This window comes from Youngiibacter multivorans (assembly GCF_017873395.1).
Taxonomy (GTDB): domain Bacteria; phylum Bacillota; class Clostridia; order Clostridiales; family Clostridiaceae; genus Youngiibacter; species Youngiibacter multivorans.
In genome coordinates, this window is sequence record NZ_JAGGKC010000008.1 from 19,414 (window position 1) to 39,309 (window position 19,896).

A 19,896-nucleotide genomic window follows, 5' to 3' on the forward strand; every position below is an offset into this window, starting at 1 on the left:
GAGAAACCGCATATTTATGAGCACAACAGAACTCATATCACAGATAATTCTTATAATAGTCCTGGTACTTATTAATTCGTTCTTTGCAATGGCTGAGATGGCAACTGTATCTTCAAACAGGACGAAGATAAACGTAAAGGCGGAGGCTGGAGACAAAAACGCCCAGAATCTGATCAAGATACTTGAGAGGCCAAGCGACTTTCTTTCAACCATACAGGTAGGAATAACTCTGGCGGGATTCTTCGCCAGTGCACAGGCTGCTACAGGTCTTGCGCAGGAAATGGGAGCGCTCCTTGTAAGGTACAATGTGCCTTACAGCGAGACTATTTCAGTCGTCCTGATCACGATAATAATATCCTATTTCACTCTTGTATTCGGTGAGCTCCTTCCTAAGAGGATGGCTCTTCAGAATCCTGAGAAGACAGCATTGGGTGCAATAGGAGTCATCAAGGTGGTTTCGGTTGTCGCAAGACCCTTTGTCAAGTTTCTCAGTGCATCTACAAGCTTCTTCGCCAAGCTGATAGGTATTCACTCTGATACTCTGGACCAGGAGGTTTCTCTTGAGGAGATAAAGTCCCTGATCGAGGTAGGAAGAGAAAAGGGAGTAATCAACCAGACAGAGAGAGACATGCTTGAAGGCATACTCGAATTTGATAACAAGCTTGCCAGGGAAGTGATGACGCCAAGGACTGAAGTTGACATGATTTCAATCCAGGAGCCTGTCAACAATATAGTCACCAAAGCCATTAACAGCAATTTTTCAAGGATTCCCATGTACGATGAGGATGTAGACAACATAATCGGGATATTGTACGTAAAGGACCTATTCAGAAGGATCACAAACACCGGTAAGCCAGGTAATCTTGAAAGCCTTCTACGGAAGCCCATGTTCGCACCTGAGACCAAATTTATCGATGACCTCTTCAAGGAGATGCAGGGCAAAAAACAGCAGCTGGCGATCCTTATTGATGAGTATGGCGGATTTTCAGGAATTGTAACCATCGAGGACCTCCTTGAGGAAATCGTCGGAAACATGTATGACGAGCATGACATCATCGACGGATACATCAACAAGGTGACTGACAACATATTCATTGTCGATGGTCTTGTGTCTATTGATGACTTCAATGACAGGTCAGGCCTCGAGCTCTTTTCTGAGAATACCGATTCATTAGGCGGCTATGTCATAGAAAAGCTTGGAAGGGTACCTTTAAAGGGCGACACTGTGATTCATCAGGGAACAGAGCTCAAGGTACTCAAGATGTCCGGCAAGAGGATAAAGGAGCTTAAGGTCACAATAAAACCTGCGGATGGCAAAAAGGAAGCGGACAACGAACCGGTCTCATATGAGGATTCAGGCGGTTATTAGAAGAGGGCGCACGGTGCGCCCTCGTTTTTTCGTATAAGTACCGGTCTTTGTGGAACCAATTAATATTGTCTACTTTCACGGTATGTGGTAATATTCTACTGCCATATATTTTAATAAAAAATCAATGAGGTATAAAATGACTGATAAATCGAGTAAAAACGGTGATAGGCAAGGCAGGGAGACATTCTCCTCTGGTCTTGCGGTATTCTTTGCTACTTTAGGCTCAGCTGTAGGACTTGGCAACATCTGGAAATTCCCCTACCTTACTGGTCAGAACGGTGGAGGTGCATTCATCCTCGTCTACCTGATCAGTGTAGTCCTTGTGGGTGTCCCCATTATGATAGCTGAATTCTATTTAGGCAAGACAACCAGAGCGAATGCCGTAGGTGTATTCAAGAAGCTGAAGGCATCCAAATTCTGGAGAATCATCGGCTTCATGGGAATGATGTCCGCACTTCTCATAATGTTCTTCTATAGCTCTGTTGCAGGATGGGTATACTCGTATGTAGTGAAGGCTATCCGAGGGGACTTCAGGGTTCTTTCAAAAATGCCGTTCGATGCGGCAGGAAAGGCTGTTGAAGCACAGTTCGGAAGCACTGTAGGAGGAACCTTCGCGCCGTTTGCATGGCAGGCGGCTGCAGTAGCTGTGGTTACAATAATCCTTATTGCAGGGGTTAAAAAGGGCATAGAGAGGGTTACCAAGACTCTTATGCCGGTCCTTTTGATCCTTATAGTAATCATCGCAGCAAGGTCGCTTACTCTTGATGGTGCAGGAAAAGGACTGGATTTCCTGATGGGTGTGGATTTTTCAAAGATTTCCCCTTCAGTAATACTCACAGCCCTTGGGCTGTCTTTCTTTAAGCTTTCTCTCGGAATGGGAACGATGATCACCTACGGAAGCTATTTCAACGAGGAGAACAAGATAGTGAATACCGCCTTCAAGGTGGCAGTTTCGGATACGATGGTATCTCTTCTGGCAGGACTCGCAGTTTTCCCGGTTGTATTCACCTTCGGGCTTGAACCGGGAGGAGGACCTGGGCTTTTGTTCAACACGATCCCCCTCGTATTTTCACTGATTCCATTTGGAAACGTGCTTCTCGTTCTGTTCTTCAGCCTGGCTGCCATTGCAGCAACCACTGCCATGATTTCAATGGTAGAGGTTCCTGTTATTGTGCTGACAGAAGAGCTTGGGATAAGCAGAAGAAATGCAGTGCTTTCGATTTCAGCTGTTATTCTGGCGATAGGTGCACTCACTGTTCACCCTGAAAGCCTTTTCGGATCAACAATGATATATGGAAAGAGTTTCTTTGACTTCTTTGATTACCTGTCCTCGAACATATTCCTTCCAGTAGGAGGCCTTCTCATAGCTATCTTTGTAGGATGGAAGGTCAAGACAAAGGATATCGGGTTATCCTTCGGGGGAGGAAGCGATGATGGTGATTCTAGGCTTGCCCCTGTTTACCACATCCTACTCAAATTTGTAACGCCGGTACTTCTGCTTCTTGTATTCCTTAACGCAGTAGGAGTAATCAGCATATAGTCTTAGGTGAAAAAAGGCCCCCGGCAGTTAACTGCCGGGGGCCTCGGGTTTACCTAGAATTTCCTGTAAAGTCCTACAAGCTTTCCAAGTATATCGCATGATGGTACAATTATTGGCTCCATGGTCGAGTTCTCAGGCTGAAGCCTGATATGTCCCTTTTCCTTGAAGAATCGCTTTATAGTGGCTTCATTCTCTATCATCGCCACGACAATGTCACCGTTTGATGCGGAATTGACCTTCTCAACAATTGCCAGGTCGCCATTGTTTATTCCGGCTTCAATCATGCTTGTTCCTATTACCTTCAGTATGAACAAGTCGTTGTCATGCTTGACGAAATTCATTGGCATATGGAAATAATCATCTATGTTCTCAACAGCAAGTATTGGAACACCTGCCGTAACCTTGCCAAGGATAGGAATGTTCAGCATTTCTGCTCTGCTGCCAAGCTCAGCTATTTCAAGTGCACGAGGCTTGGTAGGGTCTCTCTTCAGCAATCCGTCCCTTTCAAGTTTCTGTAGATGATTGTGTACTGATGATGTGGACTTCAGGTCGACTGCAGCAGCTATTTCCCTGACCGAAGGCGGATAGCCCTTTTCTTCAGTGAATGCCAGCACATATTCATATACTTTCTTCCTGGTCTCCTTTTGAGCCATACTTGCACCTCTCTCATTTATTTACTAAATTATATCATGATACATTTGGAAATACAAACAAATGTTCAGTTTTGAACATTTAGTGACGTTCTTCATAATGCTGCGGATATGGTATAATCTAGTTGATGAGAGCCTTCACAGGGCTAAAGATAACGAGGAGTGATGATATGCCAACACCACATATCAATGCAAATAAGGGTGATATTGCCGAGTCCATATTGCTTCCAGGTGACCCATTAAGGGCCAAGTTCATCGCAGAGAATTTCCTGGAAAATCCGGTGCTGTACAACGAGGTCAGAGGTATCCTGGGATATACAGGTACATACAAGGGAGTACCTGTCTCAGTTCAGGGTACCGGTATGGGCATTCCATCAATCTCAATCTACGTGCACGAGCTGATCCACGAATTTGGAGTTAAGAACCTCATAAGAGTCGGAAGCTGCGGTGCAATGCAGGAAAACGTCAAGATAAGAGACGTCATAATCGCAAGTTCAGCATCAACGACATCCTCAATCAACAGAAACAGGTTCAAGGGTCTAGATTTTGCACCTACGGCAGACTTTGACCTTCTTCTGGCTGCTTACAACAAGGCCAAGGAAATGGGTATCAACGTGCATGTAGGCAACGTACTGAGTTCAGACTTGTTCTATGATGACAGCAACGCTGCGAAGATGTTCATGGATGCAGGAACCCTTGGAGTCGAAATGGAAGCTGCGGCTCTTTACACCGAGGCTGCACTTGCTGGGGCAAGGGCCCTTACCATACTTACTGTATCAGACAGCCTTATAACAGGCGAGGCTACAACACCGCAGGAAAGGCAGGAGACATTCAAGGAAATGATGAAGATAGCACTGGAGGCTATAGTCGCGCTTTCAGCCAAGTAAACCTCAGGTCCGCACATTAGTGCGGACCTTCTTCGTATACAGGAGAGAAAATCATGGAAAGAGGTTCAAAGAGAGTTCTACCTTTCACTCTGAATCTATTGGCAGGATTTTTAGTGTTCGTCATATTCAGTCACATGAGGCCTTTCTTTGAAGGTACTCTGGATATTCTTGGCCGCTTTCTAGTTGCTGGTGTATTTCTTTCCCTTTACTTTGTTCTTAAGGATAGGAAAAGTAAAAAGGTAACCTACATGCTACCAATGGCTTTCTTCATCGCAACAGCTGCCATATCTTTGGATTTGTATCTTCCGACAAGCATATTTCTAGTAAAAGCGATGGGGACTGACTACAGTACTCCAATGGGCTTGGCGCTGGACAAGCTTGACAGCAGCCTGATAATAATTCTTTCTGTCATACTGCTCAACAAGCTTGCGGGAGGTTCCCTAAGTGACCTGAGGCTGCAGAAAGGAAACCTGAGAAGAGGACTTTCTATAGGGATTCCTTCCTTTGCAGTTGCTGCAATCTTGTCTCCCTATATGGCTAAGCTTTTCGGAGCATCAGCATTCAGCCTGTCTCAGATACTTGAATGGTTGCCCTGGATACTCATATTTATTATAGGAAATGCATTTAATGAGGAACTGTTATTCAGGGGACTTTTCCTAAGCAGTATGGAACCTCATCTCGGAAGAAGCCTTTCAAACCTGGCTGTTGCAATCCCGTTTGTTCTTCACCATACGGGAGTAACATATACCAATGATACTCTAATGTTTTTAGTTTATCTTCTACCCTTGGCTCTTGTCTGGGGCAGGATTGCTCAGGATAACGACAGCTTGATAGGATCGATCCTTTTCCATGCAGGTACTGACATAACTGTAGCTCTGGCACTGTTCTCCAGTCTTTGAATATCGTAATCTGGAAATTATGTCAGTACTCCAGGCATTCGGTCACAAATGGAGCTTCTTGACTTACAAAAGTACTTCTCTTTTACAATTAAGGGCGTTGGTCATAATTTTGAGGCTTTACGATATAAATATAATTTAAATCAACAATAATATATTGATTAACAATAAATTTTGTGATATCCTGACATTGATGAGGAGACCTGGTCTCGTGTGATTGATTAAAAGCTTTGGGAGGTATCATGAAGAAATTTGCTATTCCTGTATTAAGGTTTGGATTCATCATTGGGGCAGGAATTGTGCTCCTGATCTGTGCTACAGTCCTGCCGGAACTGGCTGAGTTTTATGCGAAGATAGCACCTGAATGGGCATATTTAAAATATCCTCTTCTTGCAGCAATTTATTTTACGCTCATTCCATTTATGGCTGCTGTATTTTTTGCGATGAAGCTTACCTTCATCATCCAAAGACGTGAAGAATTCTCCGAGGATGCGGTCTTCTGCCTTAAAGCTGTCAGAATTTGTGCACTTGTTCTTGCGATTATGTATATTACCGGGACAGTAATACTATCAAGACTTGTTGATATTAGCCCTCCTATAGGTCTTCTGGTACTTTTGATAATTCTGGCATCTGTGATGGTAGGTTCATTTGCCGGTATTCTTGAAGAGCTTCTAAGAAAAGTCATTGGGTACAAGGAAGAAATCGAGCTGACCGTTTAGGAGGTCGAGAAATGGGTATTATTGTGAATCTTGATGTCATGCTTGCTAGAAGAAAAATGAGTGTAACAGAGCTGTCCGAGAGGGTAGGGATTACACTTTCAAATATGTCAAACCTTAAAACTGGGAAGGCAAGAGCGATAAGGTTCAGTACACTGGATGCAATTTGCAGAGTTCTCGATTGCCAGATCGGGGATTTACTGGAGTACAGGAATGAGGAATAGAAGACTCTTAGGACAAGAAATAATGGCATTGCTGCCTGCAGCAATGCCATTAAATTATGATAGGAGTGATAATTGCTATTCTTCTGTTCCGCTTTTCAGACTGAATAGGTATATGAAAAGGGCAACGAAGCCGAATACGGCTGAAGAAATGAATGGAGCGATTGATGTCTCGCTGGCAGCATAGGATACGGAACTTGATGAAGCAAGCACAGTGACTGAAGTACCTGACAACAGCTGCGAAGCAATGACAGCATATGCAATCAAACGCATAAAGTTCTTTTTCAAGGTCATCACCACCAGTTGAAATATTGCCTGTTTAGAACATTATAGCAAGATTTCTTACTAGTTTTAACTGGTTAATGGTCTTTGTCATTGACAGTTTTGGCACGAATCGTGACAGAAATCATTTACAGCTCAATTCCAGTTTGTTATTATCAGATTGGAGGGGATGCAGTATGACATTTGCAGAAAAACTTGATTTTCTAATGACCCTTACAAAGACCTCTAACAGTGCTCTTGCACAATGGACCAACATTGATCCTTCATACATTAGTCGTTTAAGGAGAGGGGACAGGACACCTGCTTCAAACGAATCATATACCATGTCTATGGCGTCATATTTCTCAAAGAACTGCAGCCAGGATTTTCAATGGAACACTATTGTTGAGATGATGGGCGGGACAAATCTATCCAGAAGCATCAATGATAAGGATACAAGAAAAGATCTGATACATAGCTGGCTCAATGAAGAGAAGCCTGCAAAGGGCAGTATGGTGAGAGGCTTTCTTGACAATATGTCGATTTCGCAGCCAGTGGGCTTAAGCAGCGTGAGTGTGAGAGATGACGGTGCGGTCAGGCCGTCACTTGAGAATGCATTGATTGCATATGGAAATACAGGAATGAGGGAGTCTGCGCGGATTTTTCTTGAAAAGGTCGTACAGTCAGGAAAGAAGCATGCCTTACTTTTATTCAGCGACCAGGATACCTCCTGGATTACAGAGGACCCTGGATTCATGAAGGAGTGGGCTCAGCTTCTTACAAAGGCACTTATGTCCGGCAACAGGATAAAGATAATACATACTGTCAGCAGGAATATTGATGAGATGATGACTGCCATAAGGGCATGGGTTCCTCTCTACATGACAGGAGCCATAGAACCATTTTATTATCCGAAGATAAGGGATGGACTGTTCAAGCGTACGCTGTACGTTGCACCAGGTACAGCAGCCGTATCTTCCGCTGCTATGGGAAGCGACCTGTCGGATACTTCACTTTTCATAGTTACAGATGAAGTATCCGTTGCCAGCTTTGAACGGGAATTCATGAGATATTTAAATATGTGCAAACCACTAATGAAAATATATAAAAAGAATGACACCGCCGAATTCTCGAGGGACCTCCTTGATTTTGAGGCCTCACGCAGCAATGTGAGGGTCGAGGGACCACCCTCGATATACACGCTTCCTCTTAATACAGTTGAAAGGATAATAAGCAACATTAGCGTATTGCCAAAACAAGACATCCTTGATTTCATGCGAAACAGATCTGACCTGTTCGAGAGGAACATACTTACCAATGTGTATATGCACCAGATCATCCTCCCTGAAATTGATGATGTCAGGAGAGGTAATGCCGAAATAGTGATTTCTGATTATTTCTGTGGTATCCCGATTTATTACACAGCAAGAGACCTTACCGAGCATATCAGCAATATCATCAGGTACCTGCAGAACTTCAGCAATTACCATGTCAGGGTTATCGAAAGCAGTGAGAATAAAGGATACATTCTATACGCCAAAGAGGATAGGGGAGTCCTTGTAAGCAAGACAACCCCTCCGTCAGTTACCTTCATCATGAATGAATCAAACCTTACTGCAGCATTCTGGGATTATCTGGACAGAAAAGCATATCCTGGTTGGATGACAGAAGTAAGCAGAGCGGAAACCATAGCTACACTTGAAAAATACATTGAATCACTGAATAAGGAATAAAACAGAGACTATACTTTTATTAACTAAGGTATAGTCTCTGTTTTTTCTATGATTCGCTGCTCTCTGGCTCGTGTGATTCATCTCCCTGATTTTCAACCTCGGACTGGATTGAAGTCGCCGAGAGTTTATCAGAAAATTTCTCGGTTAACTTAGTCGCATCATTGAGTAAGAGGCTCAAAAGGGCTATTCCAGTGGCTGCCATAAGGTAGTACATTGGCAATTCGAACGAAGAGAACTTGAAATACCCAATTGCGATGCTTACCAGTATCCCTATGAAATATAAGGCCATGGCATAGAACAGGTATTTGGTCAATTGTGATGATAGCTTGAAAAATCTGATCAAAATAATGCCTCCTTGAAAATAATACAGTTTAAGTATAAATCAGCTATGTGACAATCATATGTCAGAATAAAAATCAATGCAGCAAAATCAATAATCATCAGAATATGTATGCATGATGTTGATTCAAAAGGAGAGGGGAGTGGGGGAGAAGTAACCGAATTATAACTACATATCATAAATTATGTAATGCTAATGATACAAATCGAACTTCATAACCACAATATGTTGTGGTTATGAAGTTCGATAGATAACTAGAGTATAAATTTATGGGAAAATATTTTATATGTGCAATTATATCAATAATGTATAATTACAATTAAAATGAGGATATTATTCATTTTCGTCGGCAAGTGGATTGAGGTTGACAGCCTCCCTGAGATCTTCATTATCGACGTGGGTATAGATTTGGGTGGTCGATACATTCTCATGTCCGAGTATCAACTGAAGGCTTCTGATATCCACTTTACCATGCTTGTACATGAGAGTGGCTGCAGTATGTCTAAGCTTATGCGGTGTATAATGGTTGTCGAAAAGACCGGCACCTCGAATATGCTTCTTGACAACGACTTCTACAGTTCGTTTGTTTATGGGTCTCAGATGTGTTGAAATAAAAAGAAAATCCTTGCTCGCATCAGGAATCTGCTTCTTTTCACGTGCAGGTAGATATTGGTTGATGCTGTTAATGCATGCCTGATTGAGGTAAATTACCCGTTCTTTATTTCCTTTGCCTATTACAGTAAGTGTATCATTCCTTATTTTACTTATCCTTATGTTGACCAGTTCGGACAATCGCATGCCGCAATTGAGAAATAATGTAAGGATACAGTAGTCTCTGTGATAGTTTACGTTATCCTTATCCATCGACCTTAGCAGAGACCGGCTCTGGTCCAGTGTAAGGTATACAGGATTTCTCTTCTTGATTTTGGGGCTTTCGAGCTCTGCAGTCGGATCTTTGTCGACTATACGTGCCTTTAGATTCAAGTATTTGAAGAAAGTTTTGATACAGGCCGTTTTTCTTGCACGGGCATAAGCTGAATTCATTCGCTTTTTGTCTGCAAATGAAAGGAATGCATAGATATCGGACAAAGACACGAGTTTTAGGAAGTCATCGTCAATATCGCTTATATCTATGTTTTCGAAGGGAACGTCAGCTGTGACCAGATGTCTATATCTTTTAAGAAATCTGAGGAAAAGTCCCAGGTCGTATCTGTATGCATCTATGGTGCTGTCTGATTTTCCGCGTATGGTGCTTGAATAATTCAGAAAATCCATTACACGCTGCGGATATGGATCAAAATACATGTTATTTTCGCTACTCATGATAACTTCCTTTCAGTGTATTTCGATAGGGGGATTTGGGCTATTTTTGAGGGATTTTATTCTATCGCTTTAATTTTAGCATAAAATATTCGCGAAATCTACATTTCGCGAAATAAATTATATTTTGAGAAATGGCCTCCTCCACCCCTGTCCTGGCAGAAAAAGCCATAAGCTTACTCTGATTTAGCGATTTTTCTTAGGTTCGTTCCATCTAGGTTCACTGCATTCAGTGCCCTGTCATCTTCACTGGTTAGGAAATACGCGGAACTTCCCGCTATGTTAAAGCTTGCACCGGCCAGTTTGATTATCATGGTGTCATTCTTACCATCCAGGTCTGCCAAATACAAACCCTGATCGCTCTTGTCTTTGGTCCTGCCATTTGTGAAATAATAAAGTTTGCCGCTAACAATAAGTATGTCCTCCAGGCTCTTGTTGAATAACGTGACTGTATTATTTCCGGCTGAGTCGGTCCTCCTGATAGTTGAGCTGCCATCTATTACAGTTTCATAGAATATGTATCCTTCACCGACTGCGAATGTCTTGAACAATGCCTCGTCAACCACCTTTTCCGGAGTTCCTCCATTTAGTGGCAGCCTGTAGACATATCTGCTGTAATCAGATGAGTCCTTGTTTAAGTCGCTGCTGTCGAAGTATATATAATTATCATATATCTGAAAACCCTCCCAGATATCCTCAGCAAGCTTGGCTTCTCCCGTTCCGTCATACTTGATTCTACTTAGTATTCCGTCATAATCAGTGAAATACAGATATTCGTCGTTCAAGAGCAGCTGGGTTGCGGAACCTCTCCGTATCTCCTTCTGCTCCATGGATTTAAGGTCCAGTGACATGATTGCAGATGAATCGTAGTTAAAAAAGAACAAATGTTCACTTTTGGCGTTCAAGCCACTATAGGTACCCTTCAGTAAGAGTTCAGTACTTCCTGAAGTAACTGACTTCAGAATATTCCCTTCCATTATCCTGTCAAGATGGTAAACATCACCGTCAAGCTCTACTGCCATACCGTAGGCTGCTGAATTCGCAGTGTTTGTGCCAAGACCTCCCAGCTTCAGTTCATTCTTTGAACTGCTTATTTCGGTGGGCTTCACGCTTCCTGTCGGTGTGTTCCCTGTCGTTGGAGCAGTCTGATTCCCAGCATTGTCAGAACATGCTGTTGAAAGGAAAAGGCCAAGCAGCAGCAAGCCAGAAATAATTCTCTTTGTCATATGATTACACATCCCCTGAAGTATTTGGACTAATTATATTATCGAATATAGATTTACGCAATGACAAGCCAATGTAGTCAATCGTAGTCAAATCGTATCACTATTTCATTAATATACCATAATCGTCAGATCCAGGTTGGAGATATAGACGAGGAAGTGATTTTTGGCCAAAAGATGTAATCGTTTGTTTATTGGTTTATAATTTAGGTAGATGAAAATACGGAGGTGTTTTTTTTGAGCTTCAAAATCAATGACAATGTCACCTGGGTCGGTAAGATCGACTGGGAACTGTCCTCATTCCACGGAGATGAATATTCAATCCATCGAGGAACTCACTACAACTCATATCTAATCAGAGATGAGAAGACGGTTCTGATAGATACCGTATGGGATCCCTTTGACAAGGAATTCGTTGAAAATCTGAAGAAAGAGATTGACTTGAACAAGATAGACATGATTATTGCAAATCATGCCGAAATCGACCATAGCGGCTCTCTCCCACTTCTCCTCAAGGAGATACCAAACGTTCCTGTATATTGTACAGCTAACGGTATGAAGATTCTGAAGGGCCATTACCACGAGGACTGGAACTTTGTCACAGTTAAGACCGGCGATTCCATCGAGATCGGAGAACGAAAGCTGATCTTTGTTGAAGCCAGAATGCTTCATTGGCCTGACAGCATGATGACATATATGACAAAGGACAACATCCTGTTCAGCAACGATGCCTTCGGCCAGCATTTCGCTTCGGATCTGATGTATAACGATTTGGTAAACCAGTGCGAGCTTTTCGAAGAAGCGATAAAGTATTATGCAAATATCCTCACTCCTTTCAGCGCTCTCGTTACGAATAAGATCAAGGAGCTTTTATCATTTAATCTGCCTGTAGACATGATTTGTCCAAGCCATGGCATTATATGGAGAGATAACCCTACGCAGATTATAGAAAAATACGTGGAGTGGGCGAACAAATACAAGGAAAACCAGATAACTCTGGTATATGACAGCATGTGGAAGAGCACCAGAAAGATGGCTGAAGCAATAGCTGAAGGCATCAAATCTGTGGATGACCAAGTTGCAGTCAAGCTCTACTCAGCATCGCATGCGGATAAGAATGACATACTTACGGAGCTATTCAAGTCCAAGGCTTTCATGATTGGATCCTCAACCATCAACAAGAATGTTCTGTACGCCGTATCAGGTATGCTGGATATGGTCAGAGGAATCGGCTTCAAGGAGAAGAAGACAGCCGCATTCGGATCTTATGGCTGGAGCGGAGAACATGTCGGAATTATTGAACAGAGACTGAAGGAAGCAGGTCTTGAGGTCGTTCAGCCAGGAATAAAGGAACTTTGGAATCCGGATGAGGAAGGCCTTACAAGATGCCGTGAGTTCGGTAAGAGCTTCGCAGAGAAGCTGTAAATTGAAGAATTGTAAAGGGAGCGCTGGTGCGCTCCCTTTCATATATCCTATGATTCTTTTATTTCAGAATTTTTCTCTTTCAGGTATGTGTCTGAGAGAAGAGCCATTCCTTTGAAGATTTGACCTCTTCCGTAGTAAGTGTATGTCCCTTTTGGAACCACTTTATGGTTACATCAGCTCCATTCTCCTTCAGCAGTTCGTAAAGCCTCTTCGAATTCTCTCCAGTGACTATAGGGTCGTTAGTTCCAGCACTTATAAACACTGAAGAACCATCAAGATTGATTCCTTCAACCTGTGCAAGAGGAACCATTGGATGATAAAGTATGGATTTCCTGAATATCCCGGCTTCTAGAAGAAGCATCGCAGCAATCATATTAGCTCCGTTGGAATAACCAAGTGCTATGAGCTCGTCTGGCTGAAAACTGTATTTTATTGAGGCTTCCTGAATGAATTCCGAAATCTCCCCTGCCCTTTGCCTGATATCATCTTCGTCGAATACTCCCTCTCCGAACCTTTTAAAGAACCTGTTCATGCCGTTTTCTATAACCGCACCGCGGATTGAGAGTATTCCATTTCCATCATCGATCATATTTGCAAGTGGGACAAGGTCCATTTCATCCCCTCCTGTCCCATGGAGAAGGAGGAAGGTCTTTTTGCCTTCCGCTGCCTTTTTGTAATAATGTACCATCATGACCTCCTGATGCGAGTATCCAGAGGTTTAAGGACTTTTTCAATGTACTCCCTTTTGTTTTCAAGATATGGAGGAAGTGAAAGACCTTCACCCAGGAATTCGAGCTCTTCATCAGTATCAAATCCCGGTCCGTCAGTAGCCAGCTCGAACAGTATTCCGTTAGGCTCCCTGAAGTACAGGGACTTGAAGTAGAACCTTTCCACGAATCCCGAGTTCCTTATATGGTTGGAATCAATCCTGTCAATCCATTCCCTGAGCTCAGCCTCATCCTCTACCCTGAATGCCACATGATGGACTCCGCCATAACCCTGCCTCTCGAACGGGAGGTCACTGCGTATTTCAAGATGTACTTCAGTTCCTGAACCGCCATCTCCTGTTTCAAGAACGATAATATCCTTCTGTCCTTCTACCTCTGCCTTATATGAGCCTCTAAGCCTGTATCCCATGATTTCCATGAGTACGCAGAGTGTTTCCTCAGGATCCTTGACTGTAAGCCTCACAGGGCCAAGACCCATTACCTGATGCTCTTGAGGAATGGATGACAGCTCCCAGGGTATGAATGTTTCGGATAAGGCTCCATCGTCGGAGACAAGCATAAGCCTCTGGCCTTCAGGATCCTTGAAGTAAAGAGTCTTTCTTCCTGCGCGATCAGCTATATCCTCATGCCATACTCCAAACTCATCGAATCTTTTTGCGAAGTATTCAAGAGATTTGTCATCCTTAACTCTGAAAGATATCAGCGAAATGCTTGAAACGCCTTCTCTGTTCTTTGAAGTTTCCGGAAATTCGAAGAATGTCAGTGCAGTTCCAGGTGTACCCTTCTGGTCTCCGTAGTACAGGTGATAGACAGAAACGTCGTCCTGGTTAACGCTCTTCTTGACAAGCCTCATTCCCATTACCTTCGTATAGAACATATAGTTTTCAGCAGCTGATGCTGTTATTGCAGATACATGATGTATTCCTTTAAGTTTCATTGTTTTTCTCCTTTTTGCCCGATATCTTCCTGAGCATCTCGAGCATCATTTTCTTTTCTTTTATTGATAAACCGTTGAAGTACTCCCCCTGGAACCTTTCAAGTTCAGGTACGAGCCTGTCATGGATTTCTTTGCCCTTATCTGTAAGGGTGACATACTTAGTCTTCCAATCCTGTCTTCTTTCAATCAGTCCCAAATACTCCATAGTCTGCATCAGCTGGCTTATTCCGCCTTTAGTTATAAGAAGCCTTTCTGCGAGCTCATTCTGGGTCATTTCCCTTATCCCAAGCTGGGCAATGACATCGGATTGAGCCAAAGTTAGACCGAAATCCTTAGCAATGACCCCTGCTTCCCTTATGTTTTCAGAATGTATATCGGATATCTTGAACCAGATCAGTATGCTGTCTACTATGTCCTCTCTTTCCATGACCTCAACTCCTTGATATCAGTTTAAATCTAAACTGATAAAATGTCAATGATAAAATTGAATTGAACAAAATTTAAATTCGGACAAAAAAAGAAGCCGATTCCTGGATAAGGAGTCAGCTTTTATTTCGGTTCAAGCTTGGATAGAATGGATCCGGTTTCTGTAGATATTACATATTTGCATTTGAATTTGCCTGAGTTTGCCGTTGCAATCGTAAAGTAAAAATTGTACACCTTTTTACCGTAATAGATGTCTACTTCACTGCTTAGCTTGTCTGTACTTATTTGAGTCAAGTATGGCTTCATAAGTTCAGAGGTTTCAAAGTAGTCGAACAGTATCTTTCTTGCCTGATCCTCTGATATGGTGCTGGGTTTGTTTAGTATTGCAGGATCCTCGTACTTCATGGATATGCTTATGAGAGTGCCATCCTTGATGTATTGCATGTATACATTGTTGCCTGTGAAGTATTCACCGCTCTTATGACGGGCTACTGCAGAAATCTGCTCTTTGCTGCTGCTTATTGCATAGGTAATCTCATAGGTTTCAGGGTTGACGCCAAGCTTCGTCAGGTAATCAGTCGTCTTTTCAAGGAGTACTTCAGGGGTTGTCTCGTTAAGGTCTTCCTTCTTTGGCTCATCCTTTACGAAAATGCTCAGAAATCTTCCAGTCTCATCCAGCTCATAGATGAATTCTTCATCTGTGAACTCCATGACGATTCTGCCATCATAGGTTTTGTTCCTTACGAAGCTTATGCTTTCATCAGGCAGCTCTGAAAAGGTTGCGACCTTGAATATGTAGACATCCTTGGGATTCACATCCTTCGCTTCACATGAAGCGAAAAGTGCTGATGCTATGAGCAATGGTGCAATATATTTTATGCTTCGAATCATAACATCCCTCCGTTCCCAATTATTATATGTCTAAGATATGAATTACTTATAAAGAATGCCTGTGTCTCCGACAGAGACATCCATTTATACCATCATTGAAAATAGTATCATGTTTCAGATACCAATTGAATGAGGATTTCAGGAATCACCGAAATATTTACAAGAAAAGAAGGCCAATATGGCCTTCTACTTTACAAATTGCTCAGCTTCCGTGACAAGCTCATCAATAAGCTCCTGAACCTTCACAATCTTTTCAACCCTGTACGCATTGCTGCCTGCGAAGACCAGTCCTTCACCACCAGATACCGAGCTCATCAGAGCATCTGATATACAGTATGGAGTAGTTCTTGGATCACAGGGTATGAGGCAGTTGTAGCACCTCTTTACCTTGATGTCCCCTTCATCCAGCAGCTTAGTAAAGCTGTTGTTCACAGCTCTTCCGGGCATTCCGACCGGGCTCTTAACAAGCCTGATGTCTTCCTTCTTTGCGTTGATGTAAGCCATTTTGAAATTGATGTCTGCATCACATTCCTCAGTGGCTACGAACCTTGTCGCCATCTGAACACCAGCTGCTCCTAGGTTAAGGTACTCTGCAATGTCCTTTCCGGTAAAGACTCCACCTGCTGCTATGACAGGTATCTTCACTCCGTACTTTTCCTCATATGGCTTTATAGCCTCAAGTACTTCTGGTATAAGCTCTCTGAGAGACTTCACGTTTCCTGACTCTATGTCATCCCTCTTGAAACCGAGATGGCCTCCTGCTTCAGGACCCTCTACAATGAACATGTCTGTGGTCCTTGCGAACTTCTTGTCGTAGACCTTGGATATGAGAGCCGCGGCCTTGCCTGATGATACTATGGGAGCAATCTTCGTTTTTGTGCCCTTCACAAGCTCAGGAAGGTCGAGTGGAAGTCCTGCGCCTGATACAACAAGATCTATGCCCTCAGCTATTGCGGTCATTACAAGCTCTTTGTAGTTATTCATGGCAGCCAGCATATTTATCCCAATGATTCCGTCTGAAAGCTCCCTTGCCTTTCTTATCTGGGCTATCATAGCCCTCTTGTTGGCTTCGAGGTTATTCTTCACGAAATCAGGCTCCTTGAAGCCTGTCTGTACTCCTGAGATGACGCCAATGCCTCCGGCATTTGCCACCGCAGCTGCAAGTCCTGAAAGTGAAACTCCAATTCCCATGGCTCCCTGCACTATCGGAACCCTGGCGACCATGTCGCCTAATCTTAACTCATTCAATTTCCCTATGATAATCAATCTCCTATCGCTATTGCTGTAGATACAGCTTTAATTATAGTGCCAGGATTGTTTGAATATCAAAATGTTAAGACTTTATTAAGAAATTAATTTCATTTTACTGGATCAGCCGAAGAAAGGACTGACATTGTATTGTACAAAGTCTTATCATCCCTGAAGTTAAGGTAAACTGGATAATCCAGTGTCTCTATCAGAATGTAGGGTCCTCCTGACTTATATAAATAAAGGTACGCCCTGCTAGCACCGACAATCTTGAACCTCCCCTTCAGGACGCTCCCGATTCCTGCCCCATTGGTCCTCATCGTCACCACAGGAAGTGTGTCAACAATCCTTATGTCTTCAATATCAGCAATTGGTACGCTCCGTCCGAAAAGCCCTGAAACCTTAACCGCATCCCCTACAATGGCTACATTGCTCTCCTTCATCGTAGTCAGGAAGAGTATTCCGACCCCGATAATTATAACCAAAGTGAACGAGGTCGCAAGGATTGTTTCACCCTTGGTCTTCTTGTTAGCATCATATTTTCTGATTTTCACTATCGTTATTATGGGAATGAGGATGTTGGCTGCCATGGCGATAAAGAACGATGATTCTCCGGACTTCCAGGTCAATGCTGATATAAAGTTGATGAGAGCAAGCGAAAGACTCATCTTCCCTACAGCTTTGCCTATTGATCCCAGGTCCATATTTGCCTTTTGCTCTTCAGAAGCAGTATTGACTCCTGCAATCAGCCAGTACATCTTCTTCATGTCAACCAGGTACCAGATGAGAAGAAAAGTGAATGAGATAATTCCAAGTACGATACCGGTCATTTTTTGATACCTCCATGTACATGTGAAATTTATTGAGAAGTTAGTATAATATATTTGTTTAGAAACTTGAAAGTAAATGTTATATTATAGGTTAGATTACATTTAGAATCATATCACAAATATGCATACTATTATAGGTATGGTATGCATTAAGTCAAATTTAGAATACCTTTCTTATTAATCTACCACAATCATACACCTGTAGTCGAAAGAGTCAAAATTACCAAATTATCCCATAATACTCAAGGACACTAAGTGCTCTCAGGGTTATCCACTTCGAAGGACTCCCCTTCTTTTCTATGTCTGCAATCATCTTCCCGTTGTTTGAAGTCTCCATGATCCAAGTCCCTTCTGGAGTCATCTTGCCCCTAAGTACTTCCAAGGAATCCTCGAGCCTTCTGTCCTTTATCCCAAGAGCCGCCATGATCATCAGGAGCTCGAGGATGTCCGTCTGGTACATGAGCGGGAATCCAAGCCTTAGCCAGCCGGGCTTGGATATTTTTTCCGGATCGTGGCTCTTCTTGAATAGCCTGTGTACGAGGAAGTACTCTACAAGCTCGTCGGTCTTTTCCCTTATGCGTTCCGTCCGCATAACTTCAGGTACGGCTGCAAGCGCCTTGAGTGCCTTTGCTGCACCCATGTGGCACGTATGCCTTCCAAAGCATGGTGTGAGCTTCTCATAGTCCTTTGAAGGGCTTGTAATGTACTCACCATCATCGGTCCTCTGGTATCTTATGATCCACTCGATTGACTTCATGACTCTTTCATCACCAGCAAAACCAAGCTTAAGGAGACTGTATGCCATGTTTCCGGTGAGGCAAGGTATGACTGAGCTTCCCAGGCCACTTCCTGTCCTTAAGCTCATTTTCATGGAGAACCCACCTGAATCTGGATCCTGAGAATGGTCCAGAATAAAGTCACAGGCCTTTCTTATCCTCTCATCCAATGGATCCGAATCAAGCTCAGCAAGCACAAGGATCGTCCACACGGTTCCCTCATACTTATCCAGGTAGAACCTCTCCGGATCACCGAATGAACCATCAGGATTCTGCTTTTGAAGGATCCTTCCGATAGTACCTGCATTCATGGCTGAAGCCCTGGCATCCTGAACATCAGGGTCAGTGGCATCCTTCCCCTGAAGGAGCTTAAGTGCTGCAAGCCTTGCACAAGGGTCGGATTCTTCGAGAAGCCATAGAAGAACCTTTTCGTCCATTTCAATCAACTCCCTGGTTGTTTCTGACTACATTATAGTCCTTTGAGCTTCGATTGTAACTTTGAGACCACTTTCATGACCAGTTGGGCAAAAAAACGGACAATAGCATTATGAATAACCTTGGGCATGATATATAATAAACGTATAGGAATTGGCCGGAGGCGATAAAATGGGAGATATTCTTTTCAGGCTCATAGTATTCATAAGCACAAACAAGAATAACGATGTGGATTACAACATCGCCATAAATATCCTTAAGAACCTCAATGTGGTTGGAAAGCTTACAATAAACCAGCTGGCAGACAAGTGCTATACGTCCCCTTCCGCAATCTCAAGGTTTTGCAGGAAGCTTGGCTATGAGAGCTTCGGGGAGTTCAAGGAAACGCTCGCTACCACCATAAGGAATTACAGGCAGAGGGACTTCATACATGACCTGAGGGCTGAGTTCGGCGAGGAAGCCACTTTAAAGGAAATGCTTTACAACAAGATAATTGGCGACCTGGACAGTATGAACAACATGGATGAAGTGCTCATCAACAGGATAGTCGACATGATACATGATACGGAGACTGTTGGAATATTTGGAACGCACCTTTCTCAGGCATATGCACAGGACATGGAGATAAACTTCCTTGCCAAAGGTAAGTTCATCAACGCATTCCTGGATATTCAGAAACAGATGGAGCTGCTCGATACCTTCGACAAGGACTGCCTTGCGATAATATTCAGCCCTTCAGGCAAATTCATTGCCGGAAACAGGATCATAGCTGAAAAGATAAAATCATCCAAATGCAAGATAATATTCATCTCCCAGCTGGACTACAGGGATTTCTTCGATAAGGTTGATGTCTACCTTAAAGTCACTGGCAACACCGGGATGTCGGTAATGAACCTTTCAATAAGGTATGCTTCACTGTATGTCCTCGACTATATATTCCTGAAGTACACCGAAAAATACATCGGAAGCAGGAAAAGTTGACCAAACGGGGCCGAAAGGCCTCTTTTTTTGAAGTGCAACCTCCAGTTGACGGTTTGGAAGCCA

21 protein-coding genes are annotated in these 19,896 nt (G+C 43.0%); 9 read left to right on the forward strand and 12 right to left on the reverse strand.

The window, feature by feature from the left end; translation table 11 throughout:
- Positions 1 to 16: 16 nt before the first annotated feature.
- Together J2Z34_RS05990 and J2Z34_RS05995 are read left to right on the forward strand one after the other, a co-directional pair.
- On the forward strand, positions 17 to 1,369 hold the full coding sequence (locus J2Z34_RS05990) for a hemolysin family protein (RefSeq protein WP_209458961.1): 1,353 nt from the start codon (positions 17 to 19) through the stop codon (positions 1,367 to 1,369).
- Positions 1,370 to 1,505: 136 nt separating this feature from the next.
- Positions 1,506 to 2,909: a sodium-dependent transporter gene (locus J2Z34_RS05995; RefSeq protein ID WP_209458962.1), complete on the forward strand. Its 1,404-nt coding sequence runs from the start codon at positions 1,506 to 1,508 to the stop codon at positions 2,907 to 2,909.
- A gap of 53 nt (positions 2,910 to 2,962) precedes the next feature.
- Here J2Z34_RS05995 and lexA read toward each other — a convergent pair whose 3' ends face one another.
- Complete coding sequence (lexA, locus tag J2Z34_RS06000) at positions 2,963 to 3,562, reverse strand: transcriptional repressor LexA (protein ID WP_209458963.1); 600 nt, start codon at positions 3,560 to 3,562, stop codon at positions 2,963 to 2,965.
- 167 nt (positions 3,563 to 3,729) lie between these two features.
- On the opposite strand from lexA, the gene deoD reads away from it, so the two are divergent.
- The 4 genes from deoD to J2Z34_RS06020 all read left to right on the forward strand — a co-directional run bounded on the left by deoD (position 3,730) and on the right by J2Z34_RS06020 (position 6,282).
- Positions 3,730 to 4,446 (forward strand): purine-nucleoside phosphorylase, encoded by a 717-nt coding sequence (gene deoD, locus J2Z34_RS06005; protein ID WP_209458964.1) that lies wholly within the window; start codon positions 3,730 to 3,732, stop codon positions 4,444 to 4,446.
- A gap of 53 nt (positions 4,447 to 4,499) precedes the next feature.
- Entirely contained in the window at positions 4,500 to 5,345 is an 846-nt protein-coding gene (locus J2Z34_RS06010; RefSeq protein ID WP_209458965.1) for a CPBP family intramembrane glutamic endopeptidase, read from the forward strand.
- A gap of 239 nt (positions 5,346 to 5,584) precedes the next feature.
- The gene (locus J2Z34_RS06015; protein ID WP_209458966.1) at positions 5,585 to 6,061 is read left to right on the forward strand and encodes a DUF2975 domain-containing protein; all 477 of its coding nucleotides are present in this window, start codon (positions 5,585 to 5,587) and stop codon (positions 6,059 to 6,061) included.
- An 11-nt stretch (positions 6,062 to 6,072) separates the two neighbouring features.
- Positions 6,073 to 6,282 (forward strand): helix-turn-helix domain-containing protein, encoded by a 210-nt coding sequence (locus J2Z34_RS06020; RefSeq protein WP_209458967.1) that lies wholly within the window; start codon positions 6,073 to 6,075, stop codon positions 6,280 to 6,282.
- 75 nt (positions 6,283 to 6,357) lie between these two features.
- Here the strand turns inward: J2Z34_RS06020 and J2Z34_RS06025 are convergent, their stop codons facing one another.
- Entirely contained in the window at positions 6,358 to 6,567 is a 210-nt protein-coding gene (locus J2Z34_RS06025) for a hypothetical protein (protein ID WP_209458968.1), read from the reverse strand.
- Between the two features lie 170 nt (positions 6,568 to 6,737).
- Here J2Z34_RS06025 and J2Z34_RS06030 point away from each other — a divergent pair, with 170 nt between their 5' ends.
- Positions 6,738 to 8,273 (forward strand): hypothetical protein, encoded by a 1,536-nt coding sequence (locus tag J2Z34_RS06030; RefSeq protein WP_209458969.1) that lies wholly within the window; start codon positions 6,738 to 6,740, stop codon positions 8,271 to 8,273.
- A 46-nt stretch (positions 8,274 to 8,319) separates the two neighbouring features.
- Here J2Z34_RS06030 and J2Z34_RS06035 read toward each other — a convergent pair whose 3' ends face one another.
- The 3 genes from J2Z34_RS06035 to J2Z34_RS06045 all read right to left on the reverse strand — a co-directional run bounded on the left by J2Z34_RS06035 (position 8,320) and on the right by J2Z34_RS06045 (position 11,159).
- Positions 8,320 to 8,616 (reverse strand): hypothetical protein, encoded by a 297-nt coding sequence (locus J2Z34_RS06035; RefSeq protein WP_209458970.1) that lies wholly within the window; start codon positions 8,614 to 8,616, stop codon positions 8,320 to 8,322.
- Between the two features lie 330 nt (positions 8,617 to 8,946).
- Entirely contained in the window at positions 8,947 to 9,936 is a 990-nt protein-coding gene (locus J2Z34_RS06040) for a tyrosine recombinase XerC (protein WP_209458971.1), read from the reverse strand.
- Between the two features lie 173 nt (positions 9,937 to 10,109).
- Complete coding sequence (locus tag J2Z34_RS06045; RefSeq protein WP_209458972.1) at positions 10,110 to 11,159, reverse strand: DUF5050 domain-containing protein; 1,050 nt, start codon at positions 11,157 to 11,159, stop codon at positions 10,110 to 10,112.
- A gap of 234 nt (positions 11,160 to 11,393) precedes the next feature.
- Between J2Z34_RS06045 and J2Z34_RS06050 the strand changes: the two genes are divergently transcribed.
- Positions 11,394 to 12,581 carry an anaerobic nitric oxide reductase flavorubredoxin gene (locus J2Z34_RS06050; protein ID WP_209458973.1) on the forward strand — a complete coding sequence of 396 codons (1,188 nt, stop codon included), beginning with the start codon at positions 11,394 to 11,396 and terminating at the stop codon, positions 12,579 to 12,581.
- Positions 12,582 to 12,660: 79 nt separating this feature from the next.
- Here the strand turns inward: J2Z34_RS06050 and J2Z34_RS06055 are convergent, their stop codons facing one another.
- The 7 genes from J2Z34_RS06055 to J2Z34_RS06085 form a co-directional block, all read right to left on the reverse strand.
- The gene (locus tag J2Z34_RS06055; RefSeq protein WP_209458974.1) at positions 12,661 to 13,269 is read right to left on the reverse strand and encodes an alpha/beta hydrolase; all 609 of its coding nucleotides are present in this window, start codon (positions 13,267 to 13,269) and stop codon (positions 12,661 to 12,663) included.
- On the reverse strand, positions 13,269 to 14,246 hold the full coding sequence (locus tag J2Z34_RS06060; RefSeq protein ID WP_209458975.1) for a ring-cleaving dioxygenase: 978 nt from the start codon (positions 14,244 to 14,246) through the stop codon (positions 13,269 to 13,271). The genes J2Z34_RS06055 and J2Z34_RS06060 overlap by 1 nt, the downstream gene beginning before the upstream one ends.
- The gene (locus J2Z34_RS06065) at positions 14,236 to 14,673 is read right to left on the reverse strand and encodes a MarR family winged helix-turn-helix transcriptional regulator (RefSeq protein ID WP_209458976.1); all 438 of its coding nucleotides are present in this window, start codon (positions 14,671 to 14,673) and stop codon (positions 14,236 to 14,238) included. The genes J2Z34_RS06060 and J2Z34_RS06065 overlap by 11 nt, the downstream gene beginning before the upstream one ends.
- A 122-nt stretch (positions 14,674 to 14,795) precedes the next feature.
- Complete coding sequence (locus tag J2Z34_RS06070) at positions 14,796 to 15,563, reverse strand: hypothetical protein (protein ID WP_209458977.1); 768 nt, start codon at positions 15,561 to 15,563, stop codon at positions 14,796 to 14,798.
- A 186-nt stretch (positions 15,564 to 15,749) separates the two neighbouring features.
- Positions 15,750 to 16,787, reverse strand: a complete 1,038-nt coding sequence (locus tag J2Z34_RS06075; protein WP_209459061.1) for an NAD(P)H-dependent flavin oxidoreductase — start codon at positions 16,785 to 16,787, stop codon at positions 15,750 to 15,752.
- A gap of 134 nt (positions 16,788 to 16,921) precedes the next feature.
- Positions 16,922 to 17,641 (reverse strand): DUF3784 domain-containing protein, encoded by a 720-nt coding sequence (locus J2Z34_RS06080; RefSeq protein WP_209458978.1) that lies wholly within the window; start codon positions 17,639 to 17,641, stop codon positions 16,922 to 16,924.
- Between the two features lie 220 nt (positions 17,642 to 17,861).
- Positions 17,862 to 18,854 carry a prenyltransferase/squalene oxidase repeat-containing protein gene (locus tag J2Z34_RS06085; RefSeq protein WP_209458979.1) on the reverse strand — a complete coding sequence of 331 codons (993 nt, stop codon included), beginning with the start codon at positions 18,852 to 18,854 and terminating at the stop codon, positions 17,862 to 17,864.
- A gap of 169 nt (positions 18,855 to 19,023) precedes the next feature.
- Here J2Z34_RS06085 and J2Z34_RS06090 point away from each other — a divergent pair, with 169 nt between their 5' ends.
- Entirely contained in the window at positions 19,024 to 19,833 is an 810-nt protein-coding gene (locus J2Z34_RS06090) for a MurR/RpiR family transcriptional regulator (protein WP_209458980.1), read from the forward strand.
- The last annotated feature ends 63 nt before the right edge of the window (positions 19,834 to 19,896 follow it).

Excerpts from the sequence above, each read along its gene's own strand:
- J2Z34_RS05990 (WP_209458961.1), top strand. The coding sequence starts at position 17 with ATGAGCACAACAGAACTCATATCACAGATAATTCTTATAATAGTCCTG.
- J2Z34_RS05995 (WP_209458962.1), top strand. The coding sequence starts at position 1,506 with ATGACTGATAAATCGAGTAAAAACGGTGATAGGCAAGGCAGGGAGACA.
- lexA (WP_209458963.1), bottom strand. The coding sequence starts at position 3,562 with ATGGCTCAAAAGGAGACCAGGAAGAAAGTATATGAATATGTGCTGGCA.
- deoD (WP_209458964.1), top strand. The coding sequence starts at position 3,730 with ATGCCAACACCACATATCAATGCAAATAAGGGTGATATTGCCGAGTCC.
- J2Z34_RS06010 (WP_209458965.1), top strand. The coding sequence starts at position 4,500 with ATGGAAAGAGGTTCAAAGAGAGTTCTACCTTTCACTCTGAATCTATTG.
- J2Z34_RS06015 (WP_209458966.1), top strand. The coding sequence starts at position 5,585 with ATGAAGAAATTTGCTATTCCTGTATTAAGGTTTGGATTCATCATTGGG.
- J2Z34_RS06020 (WP_209458967.1), top strand. The coding sequence starts at position 6,073 with ATGGGTATTATTGTGAATCTTGATGTCATGCTTGCTAGAAGAAAAATG.
- J2Z34_RS06030 (WP_209458969.1), top strand. The coding sequence starts at position 6,738 with ATGACATTTGCAGAAAAACTTGATTTTCTAATGACCCTTACAAAGACC.
- J2Z34_RS06040 (WP_209458971.1), bottom strand. The coding sequence starts at position 9,936 with ATGAGTAGCGAAAATAACATGTATTTTGATCCATATCCGCAGCGTGTA.
- J2Z34_RS06045 (WP_209458972.1), bottom strand. The coding sequence starts at position 11,159 with ATGACAAAGAGAATTATTTCTGGCTTGCTGCTGCTTGGCCTTTTCCTT.
- J2Z34_RS06055 (WP_209458974.1), bottom strand. The coding sequence starts at position 13,269 with ATGGTACATTATTACAAAAAGGCAGCGGAAGGCAAAAAGACCTTCCTC.
- J2Z34_RS06060 (WP_209458975.1), bottom strand. The coding sequence starts at position 14,246 with ATGAAACTTAAAGGAATACATCATGTATCTGCAATAACAGCATCAGCT.
- J2Z34_RS06065 (WP_209458976.1), bottom strand. The coding sequence starts at position 14,673 with ATGGAAAGAGAGGACATAGTAGACAGCATACTGATCTGGTTCAAGATA.
- J2Z34_RS06070 (WP_209458977.1), bottom strand. The coding sequence starts at position 15,563 with ATGATTCGAAGCATAAAATATATTGCACCATTGCTCATAGCATCAGCA.
- J2Z34_RS06075 (WP_209459061.1), bottom strand. The coding sequence starts at position 16,787 with ATGGTCGCCAGGGTTCCGATAGTGCAGGGAGCCATGGGAATTGGAGTT.
- J2Z34_RS06080 (WP_209458978.1), bottom strand. The coding sequence starts at position 17,641 with ATGACCGGTATCGTACTTGGAATTATCTCATTCACTTTTCTTCTCATC.
- J2Z34_RS06085 (WP_209458979.1), bottom strand. The coding sequence starts at position 18,854 with ATGGACGAAAAGGTTCTTCTATGGCTTCTCGAAGAATCCGACCCTTGT.
- J2Z34_RS06090 (WP_209458980.1), top strand. The coding sequence starts at position 19,024 with ATGGGAGATATTCTTTTCAGGCTCATAGTATTCATAAGCACAAACAAG.